Origin of the sequence: Streptomyces sp. NPDC000075 (assembly GCF_040301925.1) — a bacterium.
Lineage (GTDB): Bacteria > Actinomycetota > Actinomycetes > Streptomycetales > Streptomycetaceae > Streptomyces > Streptomyces polychromogenes.
The window spans coordinates 272406-291484 of record NZ_JBEPFL010000006.1 but is presented as its reverse complement, the minus strand read 5'-3'; the positions used below and the strand labels follow the sequence as shown (position 1 = coordinate 291484).

Genomic DNA, 19079 nt, shown 5'->3' with positions numbered 1-19079 from the left:
TCACCGAAACCATGAAGCAGTTGGCTGGGCGCCTCCCTCGTCTTGTAGATTCGTATGAAAGGCAGGATGCGACGACCTGCCCGATTTCCAACGGCAACATTCGAGACAGATCGGCGGCGACATCATGCGGCTGCGCGCACTGCTGGAAACCGAGGCGCTGGGGCTGCGGCTGCTGGGCGGCGAGGAAGAACTCGACCGGACGGTCCGCGGGGTCATGACGACCGACCTGAGGGATCCCAGCCGGTACCTCTCCGGAGGAGAACTCGTCCTCACCGGCCTGGCATGGCGAAGAAATTCAGCCGACTCCGAGCCTTTCGTACGAATCCTCGCGAGCGCGGGGGTGGCCGGGCTCGCCGCCGGCGAGGCGGAGCTCGGGGACATCCCCGATGATCTGGTTTCAGCCTGTCGGCGCAACCGGCTCCCGCTGTTCGCCGTGAACGAGGACGTTGCGTTCGCCACCATCACGGAGTACGTGGTGCGGCAGGTCTCCGGTGAGCGCGCGGGCGACCTCGCGGCCGTCGTCGACCGCCACCGGCGGCTGATGACCTCGGGGCCCGCGGGTGGCGGACCCGATGTGGTGCTGGATCTGCTCACCACGGACCTCGATCTGCGGGCCTGGGTGCTCTCCCCCACCGGGCGGCAGATCGCCGGAGCGGGCGAGCCCCTGGCCCCGGGCGTCTGCGCGACGCTGGCGAGCGAACACCTCGCGGCGGTCCGGACCGGCCGCAGGGGCCCGCACCGGCTGTCCATCCAGGGTATTACCTACTCCCTCTTCCCGATCAGGGGAGCGGGCCGCGGCCAGGGCCCCGGGGCCCGTGACGTGCGCGAAAGCGTGCTGTCCGACTGGCTCCTCGCCGTCGAGGCGGACGCGGGCGACTGGCCGGCCGAGCGCCTCGACCTGCTCCAGGGCGTCACCCAGCTGATCGCCGTCGAACGCGACCGCCGCGACGCGGCCCGCACGGTGCGCCGCCGGCTGGCGCAGGAGGTCCTGGAGCTGGTCCAGACGGGCGCGCCGCCCGCCGAGATCGCCGCCCGCCTGCGGGTGGCCGCCCCGGTCCTGCTGCCCGGGCTGGGCTCCGCCCCGCACTGGCAGGTCGTCGTGGCGCGGGTGGACTGGGAGGGCGGGGACATCCCCGGCGGCCCGGTGGCCCAGTCGCTGCTGGAGGAGATCCTGGTCGACCCCTCGCTGTCCGGGCCGGAGCCGTCCGACCGGATCGCGGTGGCCCACGCGGGCGACGAGGCGATCGCCCTCGTGCCGCTGCCCGCGCTCGCCGGCGAGTCCGGCGAGGACAAGGGCCCGGACTCCGCCCTGCACGCCGACGCGCTGCTGGCGTCCGTCCGCGAGCCGCTGGCGGCCGGTCTGGCCGACGACGGCCGGCTCACGCTGGGCGTCAGCGCGGCCGTGCACTCCGCCGAGGGGCTGCGCGGGGCGCTGGAGGAGGCCCGGCACGCCCGCCGGGTCGCCGCCGCCCGCCCCGGCCGGGTCTGCGCCGCCGGCCACCACGAGCTCGCCTCGCACGTGCTGCTGCTGCCGTTCGTGCCGGACGACGTGCGCCGCGCGTTCACGGCCCGGCTGCTGGACCCGCTGCGGGACTACGACCGCCGCCACCGCGCGGAGCTCATCCCGACCCTGGAGGCCTTCCTCGACTGCGACGGCTCCTGGACCCGCTGCGCGACGCGGCTGCACCTCCACGTCAACACGCTGCGCTACCGGGTCGGGCGAATCGAGCAGCTGACGTCGCGCGACCTCTCGCGGCTGGAGGACAAGCTGGACTTCTTCCTGGCACTGCGCATGAGCTGACGCCGCGCTGGTCGGGGAGCCGGCGGACGCCGAGGGGCCGGACGGGGGCCGCTGACGAACCGTCCGGACTTTGTGAAAGAGTTCACCCGACCCCTTGGCCGAGGCAGCCGATCCGTGCTCTCATTTCGCCCCAGGGCTCAACGACGTGCTGCTTGGTTGCTTCGGGGAGGGCAATGTGGCGGATACCGCCATGTCCGGTGCGGGATCAACGGGGGGCGACGACCCCCTCCAGCGGGCGATATGGCGGCTGCGCTCGCGCGGCTGTTGGACGGACGCGGCGGCGCTGCTGACGCCGTACGCGCACGAGGCCGGGGCGGCGGTCCAGCGGACCGCGCTCCTGGTGGAACGGTGCCTGTTCACCGGGCAGGGCTGGAGCGAGGCGGAGGACGCGCTGCGGGCGGCCGAGGCCACGGCCCGGGACGACGACGAACGCGGGGCGGCCGCCTGCGAGCGGGGCCAGCTGGCCTACGCCGCGACCGTGCTCGGCGTACGGGACCGGGCGGACGAGGCCCGCTCGGCGCTCGGCCGGGCGGCGGCGCTGCTGTCGCCGGGATCGCGGACCCGGCCGCTGCTGGACTTCCGGCGGGGCCTGGTCGCCGAGCACCTGGCGGACGCCCCGCAGGCGGCCCGGCCGGCCTACCACCGGGCCCACGCGGGGGCGGAGGCGCACGGCGACACGCTGCTGCTGTCGTTCACGTGGCGCCACCTGGCCGCGCTGGCCCTGCGGGACGGGGAGGTGGCGGAGGCGCGCAAGGGCTTCGCGGAGTCCCTGCGGATCCGGGAGGACCTGGGCTTCCTGGTGGGCACGGCCCCCGCGCTGGCCGCGCTGGCGGAGGCGGAGCCGGAGCCGGAGGCCTCCCGGCTGCGGGACGAGGCGCGCCGCCTGTTCCACCTCCTGGGCGGCATCCCGACCTGGCTGGCGGACCAGCTCCACCCGGCCCCTTCCTGACGCCCCGCTCACGCGGCTCGGCGCCGGGGCGCCTCCCCGGCTTCGCGGCGCTGCGACGGGCTCCGTCCGTCGCCGGCCGGGCGGGGCCGCCGGCCCCGGCCGGGGTCCGTGCGCCGTCCGCGGGTGGTTGGGCCGCCGCGCGAAGCAAGGAGAACGGCTCCGCGCGGCGGACCCGCGCGGGCGGTTAGGCGCCCGCGAAATGTTCGCGGACGAGGGACTCGACCACCGGGAGGTCCTGGGCGATCAGGGCCTCCAGCAGCGCCGAGTGCTCGGCCGCATCGGCCATCAGGTCGGCGCACCGCACCCGCGGAGCCCCCGGCAGCGGCCACTGTGCCCGCCGGTGCAGCTCCTCGGCGATCTGCACCAGCTGCCCGTTGTCCGCCAGCGAGAGCACCGCCCGGTGGAAGGCCCGGTCCGCCTCCGCGTACTCCGGCAGGTCCCCGGCGGCGGCCGCCTCCACCGTGGCGAGGGCCGCCGGGCGCAGGGTCTCCCAGGTGGCCGCCGGCACCGAGCGGGCCAGCCGGAGCATCACCGGGACCTCGAGCAGGGCCCGTACCTCGGCGAGCTCCGCCAGGCTCCGGGCGGTCCGGGTCAGCACCCGGAAGCCCCGGTTGGGCAGGCATTCCACCGCCCCCTCCAGCGCCAGCTGCTGCATCGCCTCGCGCACCGGGGTCGCGGAGACCCCGAAGCGCTCGCCCAGCGCCGGGCCCGAGTAGATCTCCCCCGGTACGAGCTCCCCGTCCACCAGCGCCGCGCGCAGCGCGTCCAGGACCTGTCCGCGCACCGAATGGCGCAGCACCTTCTGGGCCGGTATCACCGGCCGCGCCGGCTCCGACGGTTCCGACACCAGGGCATGGGCCGCTTCGCGCACTCGGTCCTCCTCCGGGTCTCGACCGGTTCCGAGGATAGGTGACGGCCCCCGGGGGCCTGGGGTGCGCGAGGCGCGGATCACGTGAACGAAGCGCGCGCGGCGGCGTGCGGGCGGATCACCGAAGATCAGATAAGGTAAGCCTTACCTTGCCCGCAACACGTGATCGGTGGTGCGTCATGTCCCGCTCGGCCGGCTCTCCGGTGGCACGCGCGTACGAGCGCCTGACGGCGGCCTATCCGGGCCTGAGGATCCGCGAGCACGGCGCGCGCGAACCCCTCCCCCGCGGTGCGGGATGGATCGGCGCGCACGAGCTCGCGGCGGGCGGCGAGGCCCTCGACGCCCACCTCGCCTGGGACGCGGCCCAGGTGGTACGGGACTACGGGCGCCCGGCGCGGCCCGACGTGGTGGCCGGCTTCGGTCTGCACCGGTACGCCTGGCCGGCCTGCCTGCTGATCACCGTCCCCTGGTTCCTGGAGCGCCGGGTCCCCCGGCTCCCGGTGGACCGGGTGGCCTTCCACCGGACGGAGGGGCGGATGGCCGTACGGATCGAGGAGTTCGCCTGCCTGCCCGGCGACCCGGCGGCCGCCCTGCCCGGGGCGCGGACCGTGGCCGGCGAGGAGGAGCTGCGCGAGGAGGTGCGGGCGGCGGTGGCCCGGCACCTCGGACCGCTGCTGGAGGGGTTCGGCCCGCGGATGCGGCGCGGACCGCGCGCCCTGTGGGCGACGGCCACCGACGAGATCACCGAGGGCCTCTGGTACCTGGGGAGCCTGCTCGGCGAGGAGGCACGGGCGGTGCGCGAGCTGGAACTGCTGCTGCCCGGGACCCTCGCCCCGTACGCGGCGGGCGCCCGCTTCCGCACCCTCGCCGGCCCGGGCGGCACGGAGCTGACCACCCGGGACCGGGCGGGCTGCTGCTTCTTCTACACGGTCCGCCCGGAGGACACCTGCACGACCTGCCCCCGCACCCGCGACGCCGAGCGGATCGCCCGGCTCACGGCCGCGGCCGCCTGAACCCACCCCGCCGGATGAAGCGAATTCGAACTCAACTCGGCGTCTACGAGCATGAGTTCGAGACACAACACCCTATCCGACGGCACCCGCCCCCCGTTGGCGTCCACTTGACCCGAAACCCACGTGCACCACGGACCGGCTGCGCCACTATGGCGCCCGGAAAGCCGCATACGCGAGGCAAGGGACAACCGCATGAGACTGACCGACATATCGCTGGACTGGCTGCTGCCCGGCAGCCTGTTGATCCTGGGCGTGCTTGCGGCAGTGGCGGTGCTGGCCCGGGGGAAGCGTGAGGGCGAGAAGGCCGCGGCCGACGACAGCTGGGAGCGCAGCGAGGAGCGTCGGCGGCGCAAGGAGGCCGTCTACGGCACCGCCTCGTACGTGCTGCTCTTCTGCTGCGCGGCGGTGGCCGCCGCGCTCTCCTTCCACGGGCTGGTCGGCTTCGGCCGGCAGAACCTCAACCTCTCCGGCGGCTGGGAGTACCTCGTCCCGTTCGGCCTCGACGGCGCCGCCATGTTCTGCTCGGTGCTCGCCGTCCGCGAGGCCAGCCACGGCGACGCGGCCCTGGGCTCGCGGATGCTGGTCTGGCTCTTCGCGGGGGCGGCGGCCTGGTTCAACTGGGTCCACGCGCCCCGGGGTTCGGGCCACGACGGGGCCCCGCAGTTCTTCGCGGGGATGTCGCTCTCGGCGGCCGTGCTCTTCGACCGCGCGCTCAAGCAGACCCGCCGGGCGGCGCTGCGCGAGCAGGGCCTGATCCCGCGCCCGCTGCCGCAGATCCGCATGGTGCGCTGGCTGCGGGCCCCCCGCGAGACCTTCGGCGCCTGGTCGCTGATGCTCCTGGAGGGCGTGCGCACGCTCGACGAGGCCGTCGACGAGGTGCGCGAGGACAAGAAGGAGAGGGAGCAGGACCGGCACCGCAGGCGGGAGCAGCACCGTCTGGACCGCGCCCGCATCAAGGCGCTGGGCCGGCAGAACAGGGCGTTCGGGCGGGCCCGGGCGCGTCAGGTCGACCTGCCGGGGCTGGCCCCCGGGACGGGCTCCGCGCCGGTCGGCGCGGAGCCGGCCATATCGGAACCGGAACAACTGCCCGTACTCCCCCCGCTACCGCTGGGAAGGACCCCCAGAAGGCCCTCCCTGCAAGCCGTGAACGCGACCGAGTCCGCTGACCCGGCCGGCCCCCGGACGGTGGACCTCACCGCCGAGGACGACACCCAGACCATCCCCCGGCTCGACTCACTGGAGCGCAAACTGAAGGATCTGGAGCAGCAGTTCGGCTGACCGGCACGACGGGCCGGACCGGCCGGACCCACCCCGGCGGGGCAGCCTTCGGGCGGCCCCGCCGTCGTGCGCGCGGGACCGCGCGCGGCTATCCGGCGTCCTCCAGCTCGAACCAGACCACCTTCCCCGGCCCCAGGGCCAGCGGGTCCACGCCCCAGCTGTCGGCGAGCGCCTCCACCAGGACCAGGCCCCGTCCGTGCGTACCGTCGTCGGCGGACGGTACGAACGGCCGGGGCCTGCGGGCGGCGGCGTCGCGGACCTCGACCCTCAGCCGGGCGTCCTTGAGGCGCGCGGACACCTCGGCGCCGCCCTCCGTGTGGACGAGGGCGTTGGTGACGAGTTCGGTGATCAGCAGTTCGGCCACGTGGGCCGTGTCGGCCCCGCAGCGCTGGCGGAGCAACTCCCGCAGTTCCCTGCGGACCCGGCCCACCGCCTTCAGGTCGGCCCGCCGCACGCTGCGCGTCATCTCCGCCTGGTCCTGTGACGGTTCACGCGGCACCGGCCGCCCCCTCCGCCACGGCTTCCCGGTCTTCGCCCCCACGCGCACGGTGACATACCTCCCCGTATTCCGGTGCCTGGATCTCGAACAGGCCTACGGAATGCATGCCCTCGGGGCGGGTTCACACTCCTTCCCCCTCAAGTGCCGGGCGGACCGCACCAGCTGATTCCGGCCAGCCGCAGACATCGGGCCACTCCCCCGCCCGACACGGTCCGGCTGTCCGATGGTGCGAATCCGGTCACCCCTCGGACACCGTCCCTCGGTGGATCCGACAGCCCTCCGGCCTCCCGCACCCCCTCCACCGGAGCGGCACCCGCCGCCGCCGGGCGGGGCGCGGCGGGCGGTTCCGTACGGACGGAGGCCGGAAACCGGCAGATCCCGCCCGGTCGGTACGGAGCTCCGCCGCCGAAGAGGGGCCGTTTGACGGGCGGGGCGTACTGCACGAGGGGGAGGAAAACTCCCACCGGCGGCGAGATTCCGCCATCGCCCCCGGCCGGTACGTCTTGACGGGCTCCGGTCAGGCCTCCCAGACCGCGGCGGCCGTCCGGTCGTCGGCGTAGCCCTTGAGGCGGAGCTGGGTGTCGGCGAGGAAGGCGGCCAGTCCCGGGGGCTCCCCCTGCGACCAGCGGGCGGCGAGTTCGGCCGGGAGCAGGCCCTCCTCGCGCATGGGGTCGGCGAGGCCGCCCGAGCAGAGCAGCAGGGTGTCACCCGGCCGGGCCGCGGAGGCGCGGAACCGGAAGGCACCGGCGGGGGCGTCCTCCTCCAGGTCCCGCCAGCGGCCCCCGCGCAGCCGGAAGACCCCGCCCGCGCCGGCGCCGAAGCAGACGCGGTGCGGACACTGCGGGTCCAGCGGCAGCAGCAGCCCGCGCAGTCCGGCCGTGTACGACTCCTCGTCGAGCCCGAGTTCGGCGGCCCGGGCCCGCAGCCGTCCGTAACCCCGGTCGGTGAGCCGCTGGAGCCCCGAGAGCAGGGCCTCGCGGCGGCCCGCCCGGATGTCCTCGGCGAGCCGTTCCCGGCTGCGCCCGACGGCCGCCGCGACGGAGTGCCCGAGTTCGGCGGCGGCCTCGCGGGCGCCGGGGGCGGCCCGGTCGCCGCCGGCCAGGACCACGAGGACGAGGGCGTCGTCCCCGCTGCCGAAGCGGGCGGTGAGCAGGAAGTCCCGGCGGGCGTCGCCCCGGTAGCGGGCGGAGTCCCCGCGCAGGGAGGCGGCGCGCAGGGTGTAGGTGCCGTAGCGGGCGCCCTCCAGGACGGTGTCGGGGGTGAGGAGGTCCAGCGCGGCCGGATCGGCGGCGGGGAGGGCCCCCGGCTCGGCGGCGTAGGTGGGGGCGCGGTCCCCGAGGTGGCTGACGGCCGGCCGTCCGGCCGGCTCGGGTACGGGCTCCGGCCGCGGCTCGGCCCGCGCCTCCGGCGGCGCGGGCGGCACGGCGACGTCCCCCTCCGCGTAGGCGGTGGCCCCGGTCACCCGGGGGTCATGCCGGGGCGGCGGGAGGGGCGCGGCGGTCTTGTCCAGCCGCAGCGGCCCGGCGGGCCCGGGGGGCGGCTCGGGCGCCACCGGGGGCCCGGCGGGCGTCCGGGGCGGCGCGGCGGGCGCCACCGGCGTGGCGGGCGGCCCGGACGGCGGCGCGGCGGGGCCCGCCGGCGCGGCGTCCGAGGCGCGGGGGCCGGGGAGCAGCGGGGGCGCCTGCCCGTCACCGGGCGGCGCCGGCCCGTCGTCGCCGACCAGGACCGACGCCGAGCGGAAGCGCTGCTCCAGCGTGTCCCCCGGGTCGGGTCCGGGCCCCGCTTCCGGGTCCCCGTACAGCTTCTGCCACCAGTCCTCCGCGCCCTGCTGACTCATGCCCTCATTGTCGGCCCCACCGGGCGGCGGAAAACGCGGAATGCACGAAAAGGTCCCCCGGTCCGGGGGCGCCACCTTGGCAAACGGACGGGTGGAGCGGCGAAGATGGCCCGGAACGGCTGTGAGAGTGGGGTGGACGGGTTGCTGGGGGCAATAGGCCTGGACGAGGGGCAGGAGTCGGCGTACCGCGCCCTGGTCGCACTGGGATCGGCGGAGGCGGCCGACCTCGCCCACCGGCTGGCCCTGCCGGTGCCGCAGACGGAACGGACGCTGCGGCGGCTGGAGCGCCGGGGCCTGGCGGCACGCTCCTCGGCCCGCCCCGGCCGGTGGGTCGCGGCCCCGCCGGCGGTGGCCCTGGGCGCCCTGCTCACCCAGCAGCGCCAGGAGCTGGAGCAGGCCGAGCTGGCCGCCGAGCTGCTGGCCCGCGAGTACCGGGCGGAGGCGGCGGACGGAGCGGGGCCCGACGTGGTGGAGGTGGTCACCGGGGCCAGCGCGGTCGCGCACCGCTTCCACCAGATCCAGCTCGGCGCGGTGCGGGAGGTGTGCTCGCTGTCCAGCGCGCGCCCGCTGGTCGTGTCGGGGATGGAGAACGAGCCGACCGAGGAGGAGGCCGCCGTACGGGGGGTCGCCTACCGGGTGGTCGTCGAACGGGACGTCCTGGCCCTGCCCACCGGGATCCGGGAGGCCTCGACGGCGCTGGTGCGGGGAGCGGGGGTCCGGGTGACGGGCCGGGTCCCGACGAGCCTGGTGATCGCGGACGGCACCCTGGCCATGGTCCCGCTCACGGCGCACGGCGCGGAGCCGGCGGCGCTCGTCGTCCACGCCTCGGGGCTGCTGGAGTCCCTGCTGGGGCTGTTCGAGGCGGTCTGGCGGGAGGCCGTGCCGCTGCGGCTCGGGGCCACCGGGGCGCCGGAGGAGTCGGGGGGCGTCCCGGACACCACGGACCTGGAGATCCTGACCCTGCTGCTGGCGGGGATGACGGACTCGTCCGTCGCCAAGCACCTGGAGCTGGGCCTGCGCACGGTCCAGCGCCGGGTGAAGGGGCTGATGGAGCTGGCCGGGGTGACGACCCGGCTCCAGCTGGGCTGGTACGCGTACGAGCGGGGCTGGGTGGCCCGATAGCACCGCCTCGGGCACCCTGAGCCCATGGGTCTGCCTCAGCTGTTCCTGGTGGGGCTGGTGATGCTGTTCGGGGTGCTGGGGGTGCTGGTGCCCGGTGTTCCGGGGACCTGGCTGGTCTGGGCGGGGGTGCTGTGGTGGGCGCTGCACGAGCAGACCTCCGCGGCCTGGACGCTGCTCGCGGCCTCGACGGCGCTGCTGCTGGTGGTGCAGGTGGTCAAGTGGCGGCTGCCGCCGCGCCGGCTGCGCGGGGTGGGGGTCACCCGCCGGATGGTGGCGTACGCCGGGGCCGGGGCGCTGGTCGGCTTCGTGGTGGTCCCGGTGGTGGGGGCGGTTCCGGGGTTCGTGGGCGGCGTCTACCTGTGCGAGCGGCGCCGGCTGGGGGCGCACGAGGAGGCGGTGGCCTCGGTGCGGGCGGTGATGCGGGCGGTGGGGACGAGCGTGCTGGTGGAGCTGCTGGCCTGCCTGATCGTGGTCGCGGCCTGGGCGGGTACGGTCCTGGCCGGGTGACCCCCCGCCCCGGACCCCGCGCCTCGATCACCGGCGGGGCTGGAATCAGCCCCGCCGGCGATCGGGGCGGAACCCCGGGTCAGGCCCGGCCGCCCCGCTTCGCGGCGTAGTTCGCGCGGCCCTGCGCCGACTTGAGGCGCCAGTCGCGGTGCAGCTCCGCCCTCAGACGGGCGTCCGTCTTCGCCACGATGCGCCGGTTCTCCCGCAGCAGCTTGCGGTAGCTCTCCAGCCGGCGCTCCGGGAGCGTGCCGTCGGCCAGCGCCGCCAGGACCGCGCAGCCCGGCTCCGCCTCGTGCGCGCAGTCGTGGAAGCGGCAGTCGGCGGCGAGGTCCTCGATCTCCGAGAACGCCTGGCCGACCCCGGCCTCCGCGTCGAAGAGGCCGACGCCCCGCAGCCCCGGGGTGTCGATCAGGACGCCCCCGCCCGGCAGGGCGAGCAGGTTGCGGGTGGTGGTGGTGTGGCGGCCCTTGCCGTCGACGTCCCGCGTCGCCCCGACGTCCATGACGTCCTCGCCGAGCAGGGCGTTGGCCAGCGTGGACTTGCCCGCGCCGGAGATCCCGAGCAGGACGCTCGTCCCGCCGGACACGATCGCCGCGAGGACGTCCGTGCCCTCCCCCGTGAGGGAGGAGGCGGTCAGGACCTGGACGCCGGGCGCGGCGGTCTCCACGTCCCGGACGAGGTAGGCGAGGGTGTCCGGGTCGGGGACCAGGTCCGCCTTGGTCAGGACGACCAGCGGCTGGGCGCCCGACTCCCACGCCAGCGCGAGGAAGCGTTCGATCCGGCCGAGGTCGAGCTCGACGGCCAGCGAGACCGCGATGACCGCGTGGTCGACGTTGGCGGCGAGGATCTGCCCCTCGGAGCGCTGCGAGGAGGTGGAGCGCACGAAGGCGGTGCGGCGCGGCAGGTACGCCTTCACGTAGCGCGGGTTGCCGGTCGTCTCGACGGCGGCCCAGTCGCCCGTGCAGATGACCCGGAGGGGGTCGTGCGGGGTCACGAAGGCGGTGTCGGCGCGGATGACGCCGTCCTCGGTCATGACGTCGCACTGCCCGCGGTCGACGCGGACGACCCGGCCGGGGAGGAGTCCCCCGGCCGCGTACGGGGCGAACTCGGCGGCCCAGTACTCGTCCCAGCCGTAGGCGGCGAGGGCGTGCGGGCGTACGGAAAGGGAGGAAGAGGAAGTCAAGGGGAACCCTTCACAGGGTGGCCCCGGCAGTGCGCGCACGGCGGCGCGCGGAGAGGTGTGAGGTCAGCCGGAGACCACGGGGGCGGAAACGAAGACGAACTCCTGAACGCGGGCAGCACCCGTCACCGTGACAGTCATCAACGTTCTCACCTCCTGCTGGGTCCTCGACGAGCCGACGCGGCTCTCCCGGAAGGCGGTCGGGTCCCGCGCCTCCGTACCCGGGAACCATAGCCCGGCCCCGGCCGGCCGCACCACCGAATTAATCGCGGGAAGTCCTCACCCCGGTCCGGGCGTCGCCATCCCGTGGCGGTAGGCGTAGCGGACGGCCTGGGCGCGGTCGCGGACCCCGGTCTTGGCGAAGAGGTTGTTGATGTGCGTCTTGACGGTGGACTCGCCGATGGTGAGCCGGCGGGCGATCTCCGTGTTGGAGTGCCCCTCGGCGATCAGGGCGAGCACCTCCCCCTCACGGGCCGTCAGGCCGTCGGGCAGACCTTCCCCTTGGCGCCGGGGCGGCGGTTCGGCGGCGACGGCCGCCGCGACCAGGCGTTCGCGTGCCGCGCGGCCGAGGCTGGTGGCGCCGTCGCGCACCTCGGCCAGGGCGCGGGCGATCTCCTGCGCGTCGGCGTCCTTGGTGAGGTAGCCGCGGGCACCGGCCTTGAGGGCGTCCAGGACGGAGGCGTCGTCGCTGTAGGTGGTGAGGACGACGACCCCGGTCCCGGGGTGGTTCTGGGTGATCAGCCGGGTGGCCTCCACCCCGTCCACGCGGGGCATGCGCAGGTCCATCAGGACCACGTCGGGGGCGTGTTCGGCGACGAGCCGGACGGCCTCGGCGCCGTCGGCGGCGGAGGCGACCACCTCGGTGCCGGGCAGCAGGCCGAGCAGCAGGACGAGCCCTTCCCGTACGACGGTCTGGTCGTCGACGACGATCACGCGGATCGGGGCGCCGGTGTCGGTCACGGTGCGAGGGGTCCTTCCAGGAGTACGCGGAAGCCGGTGCCGTGCGGCCCGGCGTCGAGCCGGGCGCCGATGAGTTCAGCGCGTTCGGCCATCCCGACGAGGCCGTAGCCGCCGCCGGTGGCGGCGTGCGGGGCGGGCCCGGTGCCGCCGGAGTCGGTGACGCACAGCGCGTAGCGGTCGCCCGGCCAGGAGAGGGTGATCTCCACGTCGGCCCCGGCGGCGTGCTTGCGGGCGTTGGTCAGGGCCTCCTGCGCGGTGCGGATCACGGCGAGGGCCGCGTCGGGGGGCAGCGGCCGGGGCCCGGCGTCGACGGTGAGGGCGCAGGCGGCGCCCGTGGTGCGGCGGTACTCCTCGGCGAGGGCGTCGAGGGCCTCCGCCGGGGCGGGGACGTCGCCGCGCAGGACGGCGACGGCCCGGCGGGTCTCCTCCAGTCCGCCCTTGGCGAGGGTGCGGGCCCGCTCGACCAGGACGCCGGCCTCCTCGTACCGGCCGGCCGCCAGGGTCAGCCGGGCGCTCTCCAGGTGGATGAGCTGGGCGGAGAGGGAGTGGGCGAGGATGTCGTGGACCTCCCGGGCCACGTGTGCCCGCTCGGCCAGCAGGGCGCGCTGGCGTTCGGACTCGGCCGCGGCGCGCCGGGACCGGCCGGCGCGGACGTACGCGAACAGCCCGCAGAGGCCGACGACGTTCCACAGTTCGACGGGGTCGCGGTCGCGCAGCAGGGTGACGGCGGCCACCGCGGCCGCGCCGGCGCCGAGCAGGAGGCCGGCGGCGAGCGCCCCGAGGCGGGCGGCGGCGAAGCCGCACACGGCGAAGACGAGGACCACCCAGGGGGTGGTGGGCGCCAGCAGGCCGGTCGCGCAGGCGGCGGCCAGGGCCGCGCCGAGGACGCCTGCCCCGGTGCGGGGGCGGCCGTCGAGGAGGGTGACGCCGAGGAGGGTCGCGCCGAGTCCGGCCAGTGCGCAGGCGAGGGCGGCGGCCCCGGGCGGGGGCGTCAGCAGGCCGTGGACGAACCAGACGAGCAGCGCCACCTGGACGGCGACCCTGACGTGGGTGTTCGTGAGCGTGGGCAGGGTGCGTGAAGCCATCCCGGCCCACTGTAGCCAGCCCGGCCGGCGGGGGAGGGAGCGCATCGGAACGGGCCTTCAGACCGTGGCGGGGACCCGCCGGGAGCGGGCGGCCAGGGCCAGGCCCTGGGCCAGGATCCAGCTCGCGAGGGTCACCAGCAGGGCCCCGTTGCGGACGGGGACGCCGACGGCGTACCCGAGGAGGGCGAGGGCCGCCCGGGTGGCGAGGGAGAGCCCGAAGAAGGCGAGGACCGTCCGGTTGCCCTTGGCCCAGAGGGTGCCGTCGGGCTCGCGCCACAGGGTCATGGCGCGGCCCATGAGGAGGCCGGTGGCGCAGGCGGCGGCGATCCCGGCGGCGAGGAGGACCACGCTCAGCACGGGGTGGGCGGGGGCGATCAGTCCGCCCTCGCCGACGCCGACGGCGACGAGGATCGCGGGCAGCACCCAGAGGCGGTCCTGGTCCTTGACGGGCCGGCCGCCGAACCTGCGTACGAGGACGAAGACGACGACCAGCGCGATGACGAGAACACGTGCGATATCCATGCCCTTCACGCTAGGAACGGGCCGCGTCCCTGTGATCGGCGCCGGGGTGGATCCCGGGTGGAGGTCGCGTCTCCACCCACGGGTGGAGACGGGCCGCCGGGGCCGGGCCGGTCAGTGTTTGCGCAGGCGGGAGGTGTAGTCGTCCGGGGGCAGGAAGTTCGACCAGCGCTCGGGGAACTCCGAGGGCATCCCCGCGTCCTCGTCGTCCTCGGACTCCCCCTCGGCCAGGGCCCGCCAGGCGGCGGCCCGGGCGACGAGCTGGGCGGCCTCGGCCTCGCGGAGGCGGTCGTTCGCCTCGCGCGCGGCGGCGGTGGCCACCGAGGGCCAGACCCGGTCGATGGCGGCGTTGACGGCCGCGCCGACGAGCACGGCGAAGGCGGAGATGCCGATCCACAGCAGGACCGCGACGGGGGCGGCCAGCGAGCCGTAGATGGTCGGGCCCTCCACGGTGTTGGTGAGGTAGATCCGCAGCAGGAACGAGCCGAGCACCCACATCGCGAGGGCGACCAGCGCGCCGGGCACGTCCTCGATCCAGGGCGAGCGGACGGGCACGGAGACGTGGTAGAGCGTGGTCAGGAAGGCGATGGAGAGCAGGGTGACCACCGGCCAGTAGAGGACGGCGATCACCTCCGTGCTCCAGGGCACCAGGCGGACGACGGCGTCGGGGCCGACCACCATCAGCGGCAGCACGATCGCGCCGATCACCAGGGCGACCACGTAGAGGAGGAAGGCCAGCAGCCGGGTCTTGACGATGCCGCGCTGCCCGTCGAGCCCGTACATGACGGTGATGGTGTCGATGAAGACGTTGACGGCGCGGGAGCCGGACCACAGGGCGAAGGCGAAGCCGAGGGAGATCAGGTCGGGACGGCCCTCGCGGGTGACGTCGTCGAGCATGGGTCTGGCGATGTCGTTGACGCCCCGGTCGGACAGGACGGTGCCGACCGCGCGCAGGATGTTCTCCTCGATGCTGGCCACGGACTCGGTGTTCGTCCAGCCGTCCACGTAGCCGAGCAGGCCCAGCAGGCCGAGGAAGAGCGGGGGCAGGGAGAGCAGGGTGAAGAAGGCGGCTTCGGCGGCGAGGCCGAGGATCCGGTACTCGACGCACGAGTTGACGGTGTCCTTGAGGAGCAGCCAGCCCATCTTGCGCTTGGAGACGTTGCGGTAGAGGACGCGGGCCCGGTGGAGCCGGCCCGGGCGTGCCGGGGTCCCCTCGGGTGTTTCTTTCGCTGGCTGCACGTCCTTACGGTAGCCGCATGGCAGCCACCACCCACACAGTCAGCAACCAGGCCCCGCCGCTCGTCGGGTACGAGGTCTACCTCGGCGACCGGGCCCTCACGGAGGGGGTGGAGCGGCACCTCGCCGGGGCCGCCGCGGACGTCGCGGACGAGGTGCGGCGGGAACTCGCGGACCTCGGGCGCGCCGCCGGTTCGGCGCAGGCCCTGGAGTGGGGGCGGCTGGCCAACGAGAACCCGCCGGTGCTGCGGACGCACGACCGCTACGGGAACCGGATCGACGAGGTGGAGTTCCACCCGGCGTGGCACCGGCTGCTGGGGCACGCGGTGGGGGCGGGGCTCACCGACGCCTGGGGGCGGCCGTCGGGGCACCTGCGGCGTGCGGCGGGGTTCTTCGTGTGGTCGCAGGCGGAGGCGGGGCACGGCTGCCCGGTCTCGATGACGCACGCGGCGGTGCCGGCGCTGCGGACGGATCCGGAGCTGGCCGCCGTGTGGGAGCCGCTGCTGACCTCGCACGTGTACGAGGAGGGGCTGCGGCCGCCGGCGGACAAGGCGGGGGTGCTGTTCGGGATGGCGATGACGGAGAAGCAGGGCGGCAGCGACGTGCGGGCGAGCACGACGGCGGCGGTGGCGCTGGACGCGCCCGGGGAGTACCTGCTGACGGGGCACAAGTGGTTCTGCTCGGCGCCGATGTCGGACGGCTTCCTGGTGCTGGCGCAGGCTCCCGGGGGGCTGACCTGCTTCCTGGTGCCGCGGGTGCTGCCGGACGGGACGCGCAACGCGTTCGCGGTGCAGCGGCTGAAGGACAAGCTGGGGAACCGGTCGAACGCGTCGGGTGAGATCGAGTTCGACGGGACCTGGGGGCGTCGGGTGGGCGAGGAGGGCCGGGGGGTGCGGACCATCATCGGCATGGTGGCGGCGACCCGGCTGGACTGCGTGACCGGCTCGGCCGCGCTGATGCGGCAGGCGCTGACGCAGGCCGTTCACCACGCGGAGCACCGCTCCGCCTTCGGAGCGGTGCTCAGCGAGCAGCCGCTGATGCGCAACGTCCTCGCCGACCTCGCCCTGGAGTCGGAGGCGGCGACCACCCTGGCCCTGCGCCTGGCGGCCGCCTGCGACGCGGGGACGGACCGGGAGCGGGCCTTCCTGCGGCTCGCGGTGCCCGCCGCGAAGTACTGGGTGACCAAGCGCTGTACGCCGATGGTGGCGGAGGCACTGGAGTGTCTGGGGGGCAACGGCTACGTAGAGGAGTCCGGGCTGCCGAGACTGCTGCGCGAATCCCCGGTGAACTCCGTCTGGGAGGGTGCGGGCAACGTCCAGGCGCTGGACGCGCTGCGCGCCCTGCGCAGGGAGCCGGACGCGCTGAACGCCTTCCTCCAGGAGGTGGGCCTGGCCCGGGGCGCCGACCACCGGCTGGACGCCGCGATCAGGGACCTGCTGACGGACCTCGCCGACCTGGAGGGGATCGAGGCCCGGGCCCGGCGGGTGGCGGAGCGGATCGCGCTGGTGCTCCAGGGTTCGCTGCTGGTGCGGTGGGCCCCGCCGGAGGTGGCGGACGCGTTCTGCGCGTCCCGGTTCGGCGGCGACCGGGGCTCCGCCTTCGGAACGCTGCCGCACACCCTGGACCTGGGCGGGATCGTGGCACGGGCGCGGATCGCGGGCTGAGCGCGGTCCCCTGACCGCTGCGGTGCGCGCGGTTCGCGGGTGGTCCCCAAACCACCCGGGACCGCGGGGCCGCGGCGGTCCCCAAACCACCGCGACCTCGAACCGTTCAGCGCCGGATCCGAACCCGTCCAGGTGGGACCGGGGGTGGCGCCGCGCCGACTCGGCACCACCCCTGGTCCCAAGAGCCCCGAGGAAGGAGCTGTCACGCCGCTCGGCGGCGTGCCGATAGTTTCGGTCGCGCGACCGGGGGTTGGCGAGAGTTGCATACCGTTGCAACCCTTCGGTCCACAGGTGGTCGCAGGTGCCCGCCGCACGTGCCCGGGGAAGGGTCGTGTACACCGGCCTCGGCGGCTTCCGCAGTACGTCCTGTTCAGCACGGGGAGGTTCCGGTGGCCCACACCGCAGGCAGCACGGCCGACGTGGCGCGCATCTCGGCCATGGACGCGCGGGAGGCCGCGCGTCTGCTCAAGGGGGTACGGGCGGCGGCGCTGGCCGGGGACCGCCCGCCGGCCGCCCCGCGCCCGGAGATCGCCGAGTCCTGGCGGCGGATGATGGCCGGCGGGGTGCACCCCGACCGGGACGCGCGCTCGCGGGTGCTGTCGGCCGCCGAGACGGAGGAGCGGCGGCAGGTGTCGCCGCTGCGGGAGATCCTCCCGGTGCTGCGGGAGGGGCTGCTGCCCGCGCTGGACGAGACCCTGCACATCATGGTCGTCGCCGACGCCGACGGGCGGCTGCTGTGGCGGGAGGGGCACAGCGGGATCCTGCGCAAGGCGGACCGGCTGGGTTTCGCGGTGGGGGCCGACTGGGACGAGTCCGTGGTCGGCACGAACGGGGTGGGCACCTCGCTGGTGACCCGGCGGCCGGTGCAGGTGTTCTCGGCGGAGCACTTCGTCTCCAGCCACCACGACTGGACCTGCGCCGGGGCCCCCGTGCACGACCCCCGGGACGGGCAGCTGATCGGCGTGGTCGACGTGAGCGGGCCGCTGGCCACCATGCACCCGGCGACCCTGGCCTGGGTCAGCTCGGTGGCCCGGCTCGCCGAGCGGGAGCTGCGGGTGCGCCACCTGGAGTCCCTGGAGCGGCTGCGCGCGGTGGCGGCGCCGCTGCTGGCGCGGCTGCCCGGCCGGGCCGTGGCCGTCGACCCGCACGGCTGGACGGCGGCCGTGACGGGGCTGGCCCCCGCCGACCGGGTGGCGCTGCCGAAGGCGCTCGGCCCGGGCCGGCTGTGGATCCCGCAGCTGGGCGACTGCGTGGCGGAGCCGCTGCCCGGCGGCTGGCTCCTGCGCCTGGCGGAGCCCTCGGCGGCCGCGGCGGTGAGCCGGGTGGTGCTGGACCTGAGCCGGCCCCGGTCCTGGTCGGCGACGGTGTACGGGGCCGCGGGCAGCTGGTCCCGGGAGCTGAGCCCGCGCCACGCGGAGCTGCTGTTCCTGCTGGCGCAGACCCCGCGCGGGCGGACGGCGGCGGAGCTGGCGGAGGAGCTGTTCGGGGACGCCACCCGTACGGTGACCGTCCGCGCCGAGCTGTCCCGGGTGCGCCGCCACCTGGCGGGGGTACTGAGCCACCGCCCGTACCGGTTCGCGGAGGACGTGGAGGTGGAGCTGATCCGCCCCGGGGACCCGGCCGGGCTGCTCCCCCACTCCACGGCCCCGGGGGTGGTCCGGGCCCGGCTGGGGCTCGGCCGCCCCGGCGACGGGCGTGTGGTTCCCTGAAGCGCATGAGCACCGTCACACTGACCACCTGGTCCCTCGAAATGACCTCCCCCGCCGACCTGGTCCCGGCGGCCGTACCCGGCCCGGAGATCACGATCAGCCGGGCCGAGGTGCCCTCGCCCGAGTTCAGCCGCTTCCTGTACGCCTCGGTGGGCGGGGACATCCACTGGACGGACCGGCTGTCGCTGACCCGGGCCGAGTGGGTGGCGCACCTGGACCGGCCGGGCGTGGAGACCTGGGTGGCGTACGACCGGGGCACCCCGGCGGGGTACATCGAGCTGGACCCCCAGCCGGACGGTGTGGTGGAGATCATGTACTTCGGGCTGCTGCCGGACTTCCGGGGCCGGCGCATAGGCGGGCACCTGCTGACCCTGGGCACGGCCCGCGCCTGGGACCTCGCCGAGCGCTGGCCGGGCCTGGAGCCCACCCGCCGGGTGTGGGTCCACACGTGCAGCCAGGACGGCCCCACGGCGATGGACAACTACCGGCGGCGCGGCTTCAAGGTCTTCAGGACGGAAACGGAAGAGAAGCAGGACACCCCCACCCCCGGCCCCTGGCCGGGCGCGTAAGCCCCCTCCCTTCATTTCACGAGGCCCCGCCCGCTCGTCCCGGCCCCCGCGCGGCGCGGGCGGGGCGGGAGCGGAAGACCCGTGTGACGTGACTCCCGTCACGCGGTCTCATGATCCGGGACGAGTTCGTCCGGATAGTGGACAGTAGTGGACTCCTCCAATCGGCCCGTGACACGCTTCGGCCATGAATGGAGCTGGAATCGCCTTGGTGAGTCGACGTCACGTCGACCTCGGCCGCATGTCCAGCGCCATGTGTCCGGCGAGCTGACGGAACCAGCCACCG

The 19079-nt window shown here is 75.3% G+C and carries 18 protein-coding genes; 10 read left to right on the top strand and 8 right to left on the bottom strand.

Features of this window, described 5'->3' with window-relative positions:
• The first annotated feature begins 124 nt into the window (after window positions 1–124).
• A complete protein-coding gene (locus ABT403_RS10570) occupies window positions 125–1801 on the top strand; it encodes a PucR family transcriptional regulator (protein WP_344166278.1) in 1677 nt (558 codons plus the stop codon).
• Window positions 1802–1991: 190 nt separating this feature from the next.
• Window positions 1992–2750 carry a hypothetical protein gene (locus ABT403_RS10565; RefSeq protein ID WP_344166757.1) on the top strand — a complete coding sequence of 253 codons (759 nt, stop codon included), beginning with the start codon at window positions 1992–1994 and terminating at the stop codon, window positions 2748–2750.
• A 184-nt stretch (window positions 2751–2934) separates the two neighbouring features.
• Here ABT403_RS10565 and ABT403_RS10560 read toward each other — a convergent pair whose 3' ends face one another.
• Complete coding sequence (locus tag ABT403_RS10560; RefSeq protein WP_344166755.1) at window positions 2935–3600, bottom strand: GntR family transcriptional regulator; 666 nt, start codon at window positions 3598–3600, stop codon at window positions 2935–2937.
• 197 nt (window positions 3601–3797) lie between these two features.
• On the opposite strand from ABT403_RS10560, the gene ABT403_RS10555 reads away from it, so the two are divergent.
• Window positions 3798–4631, top strand: a complete 834-nt coding sequence (locus ABT403_RS10555) for a (2Fe-2S)-binding protein (protein ID WP_344166277.1) — start codon at window positions 3798–3800, stop codon at window positions 4629–4631.
• Window positions 4632–4823: 192 nt separating this feature from the next.
• Window positions 4824–5909 carry a DUF2637 domain-containing protein gene (locus ABT403_RS10550; protein WP_344166276.1) on the top strand — a complete coding sequence of 362 codons (1086 nt, stop codon included), beginning with the start codon at window positions 4824–4826 and terminating at the stop codon, window positions 5907–5909.
• 88 nt (window positions 5910–5997) lie between these two features.
• Here ABT403_RS10550 and ABT403_RS10545 read toward each other — a convergent pair whose 3' ends face one another.
• Both ABT403_RS10545 and ABT403_RS10540 read right to left on the bottom strand, forming a co-directional pair.
• The gene (locus ABT403_RS10545) at window positions 5998–6375 is read right to left on the bottom strand and encodes an ATP-binding protein (RefSeq protein WP_344166275.1); all 378 of its coding nucleotides are present in this window, start codon (window positions 6373–6375) and stop codon (window positions 5998–6000) included.
• A 550-nt stretch (window positions 6376–6925) separates the two neighbouring features.
• Window positions 6926–8245: a protein phosphatase 2C domain-containing protein gene (locus ABT403_RS10540; protein ID WP_344166274.1), complete on the bottom strand. Its 1320-nt coding sequence runs from the start codon at window positions 8243–8245 to the stop codon at window positions 6926–6928.
• 141 nt (window positions 8246–8386) lie between these two features.
• Between ABT403_RS10540 and ABT403_RS10535 the strand changes: the two genes are divergently transcribed.
• The gene (locus ABT403_RS10535; RefSeq protein WP_344166273.1) at window positions 8387–9367 is read left to right on the top strand and encodes a helix-turn-helix domain-containing protein; all 981 of its coding nucleotides are present in this window, start codon (window positions 8387–8389) and stop codon (window positions 9365–9367) included.
• A gap of 24 nt (window positions 9368–9391) precedes the next feature.
• Window positions 9392–9874, top strand: coding sequence for a DUF456 domain-containing protein (locus ABT403_RS10530; RefSeq protein ID WP_344166272.1), 483 nt, complete (start codon window positions 9392–9394; stop codon window positions 9872–9874).
• Between the two features lie 79 nt (window positions 9875–9953).
• Here ABT403_RS10530 and rsgA read toward each other — a convergent pair whose 3' ends face one another.
• The 5 genes from rsgA to ABT403_RS10505 all read right to left on the bottom strand — a co-directional run bounded on the left by rsgA (window position 9954) and on the right by ABT403_RS10505 (window position 14857).
• Entirely contained in the window at window positions 9954–11057 is a 1104-nt protein-coding gene (gene rsgA / locus ABT403_RS10525) for a ribosome small subunit-dependent GTPase A (protein WP_344166271.1), read from the bottom strand.
• Window positions 11058–11333: 276 nt separating this feature from the next.
• Window positions 11334–12014, bottom strand: coding sequence for a response regulator (locus ABT403_RS10520; RefSeq protein WP_344166270.1), 681 nt, complete (start codon window positions 12012–12014; stop codon window positions 11334–11336).
• Complete coding sequence (locus ABT403_RS10515; protein ID WP_344166269.1) at window positions 12011–13099, bottom strand: sensor histidine kinase; 1089 nt, start codon at window positions 13097–13099, stop codon at window positions 12011–12013. The genes ABT403_RS10520 and ABT403_RS10515 overlap by 4 nt, the downstream gene beginning before the upstream one ends.
• Window positions 13100–13156: 57 nt before the next feature.
• Window positions 13157–13621: a CcdC protein domain-containing protein gene (locus ABT403_RS10510; protein WP_344166268.1), complete on the bottom strand. Its 465-nt coding sequence runs from the start codon at window positions 13619–13621 to the stop codon at window positions 13157–13159.
• 111 nt (window positions 13622–13732) lie between these two features.
• Window positions 13733–14857, bottom strand: a complete 1125-nt coding sequence (locus ABT403_RS10505) for a YihY/virulence factor BrkB family protein (protein WP_344166267.1) — start codon at window positions 14855–14857, stop codon at window positions 13733–13735.
• A gap of 17 nt (window positions 14858–14874) precedes the next feature.
• Between ABT403_RS10505 and ABT403_RS10500 the strand changes: the two genes are divergently transcribed.
• The 4 genes from ABT403_RS10500 (at window position 14875) to ABT403_RS10485 (ending at window position 19064) form a co-directional block, all read left to right on the top strand.
• Entirely contained in the window at window positions 14875–16518 is a 1644-nt protein-coding gene (locus ABT403_RS10500) for an acyl-CoA dehydrogenase family protein (RefSeq protein WP_344166266.1), read from the top strand.
• 437 nt (window positions 16519–16955) lie between these two features.
• Complete coding sequence (locus ABT403_RS10495; protein ID WP_344166753.1) at window positions 16956–18227, top strand: GAF domain-containing protein; 1272 nt, start codon at window positions 16956–16958, stop codon at window positions 18225–18227.
• Between the two features lie 5 nt (window positions 18228–18232).
• Window positions 18233–18796, top strand: coding sequence for a GNAT family N-acetyltransferase (locus ABT403_RS10490; RefSeq protein ID WP_344166265.1), 564 nt, complete (start codon window positions 18233–18235; stop codon window positions 18794–18796).
• Between the two features lie 184 nt (window positions 18797–18980).
• Window positions 18981–19064 carry a putative leader peptide gene (locus ABT403_RS10485; RefSeq protein ID WP_344166751.1) on the top strand — a complete coding sequence of 28 codons (84 nt, stop codon included), beginning with the start codon at window positions 18981–18983 and terminating at the stop codon, window positions 19062–19064.
• Window positions 19065–19079: the final 15 nt, after the last annotated feature.

Excerpts from the sequence above, each read along its gene's own strand:
- ABT403_RS10570 (WP_344166278.1), top strand. The coding sequence starts at position 125 with ATGCGGCTGCGCGCACTGCTGGAAACCGAGGCGCTGGGGCTGCGGCTG.
- ABT403_RS10565 (WP_344166757.1), top strand. The coding sequence starts at position 1,992 with ATGTCCGGTGCGGGATCAACGGGGGGCGACGACCCCCTCCAGCGGGCG.
- ABT403_RS10555 (WP_344166277.1), top strand. The coding sequence starts at position 3,798 with ATGTCCCGCTCGGCCGGCTCTCCGGTGGCACGCGCGTACGAGCGCCTG.
- ABT403_RS10550 (WP_344166276.1), top strand. The coding sequence starts at position 4,824 with ATGAGACTGACCGACATATCGCTGGACTGGCTGCTGCCCGGCAGCCTG.
- ABT403_RS10545 (WP_344166275.1), bottom strand. The coding sequence starts at position 6,375 with ATGACGCGCAGCGTGCGGCGGGCCGACCTGAAGGCGGTGGGCCGGGTC.
- ABT403_RS10540 (WP_344166274.1), bottom strand. The coding sequence starts at position 8,245 with ATGAGTCAGCAGGGCGCGGAGGACTGGTGGCAGAAGCTGTACGGGGAC.
- ABT403_RS10530 (WP_344166272.1), top strand. The coding sequence starts at position 9,392 with ATGGGTCTGCCTCAGCTGTTCCTGGTGGGGCTGGTGATGCTGTTCGGG.
- ABT403_RS10515 (WP_344166269.1), bottom strand. The coding sequence starts at position 13,099 with ATGGCTTCACGCACCCTGCCCACGCTCACGAACACCCACGTCAGGGTC.
- ABT403_RS10510 (WP_344166268.1), bottom strand. The coding sequence starts at position 13,621 with ATGGATATCGCACGTGTTCTCGTCATCGCGCTGGTCGTCGTCTTCGTC.
- ABT403_RS10500 (WP_344166266.1), top strand. The coding sequence starts at position 14,875 with ATGGCAGCCACCACCCACACAGTCAGCAACCAGGCCCCGCCGCTCGTC.
- ABT403_RS10495 (WP_344166753.1), top strand. The coding sequence starts at position 16,956 with ATGGACGCGCGGGAGGCCGCGCGTCTGCTCAAGGGGGTACGGGCGGCG.
- ABT403_RS10490 (WP_344166265.1), top strand. The coding sequence starts at position 18,233 with ATGAGCACCGTCACACTGACCACCTGGTCCCTCGAAATGACCTCCCCC.
- ABT403_RS10485 (WP_344166751.1), top strand. The coding sequence starts at position 18,981 with ATGAATGGAGCTGGAATCGCCTTGGTGAGTCGACGTCACGTCGACCTC.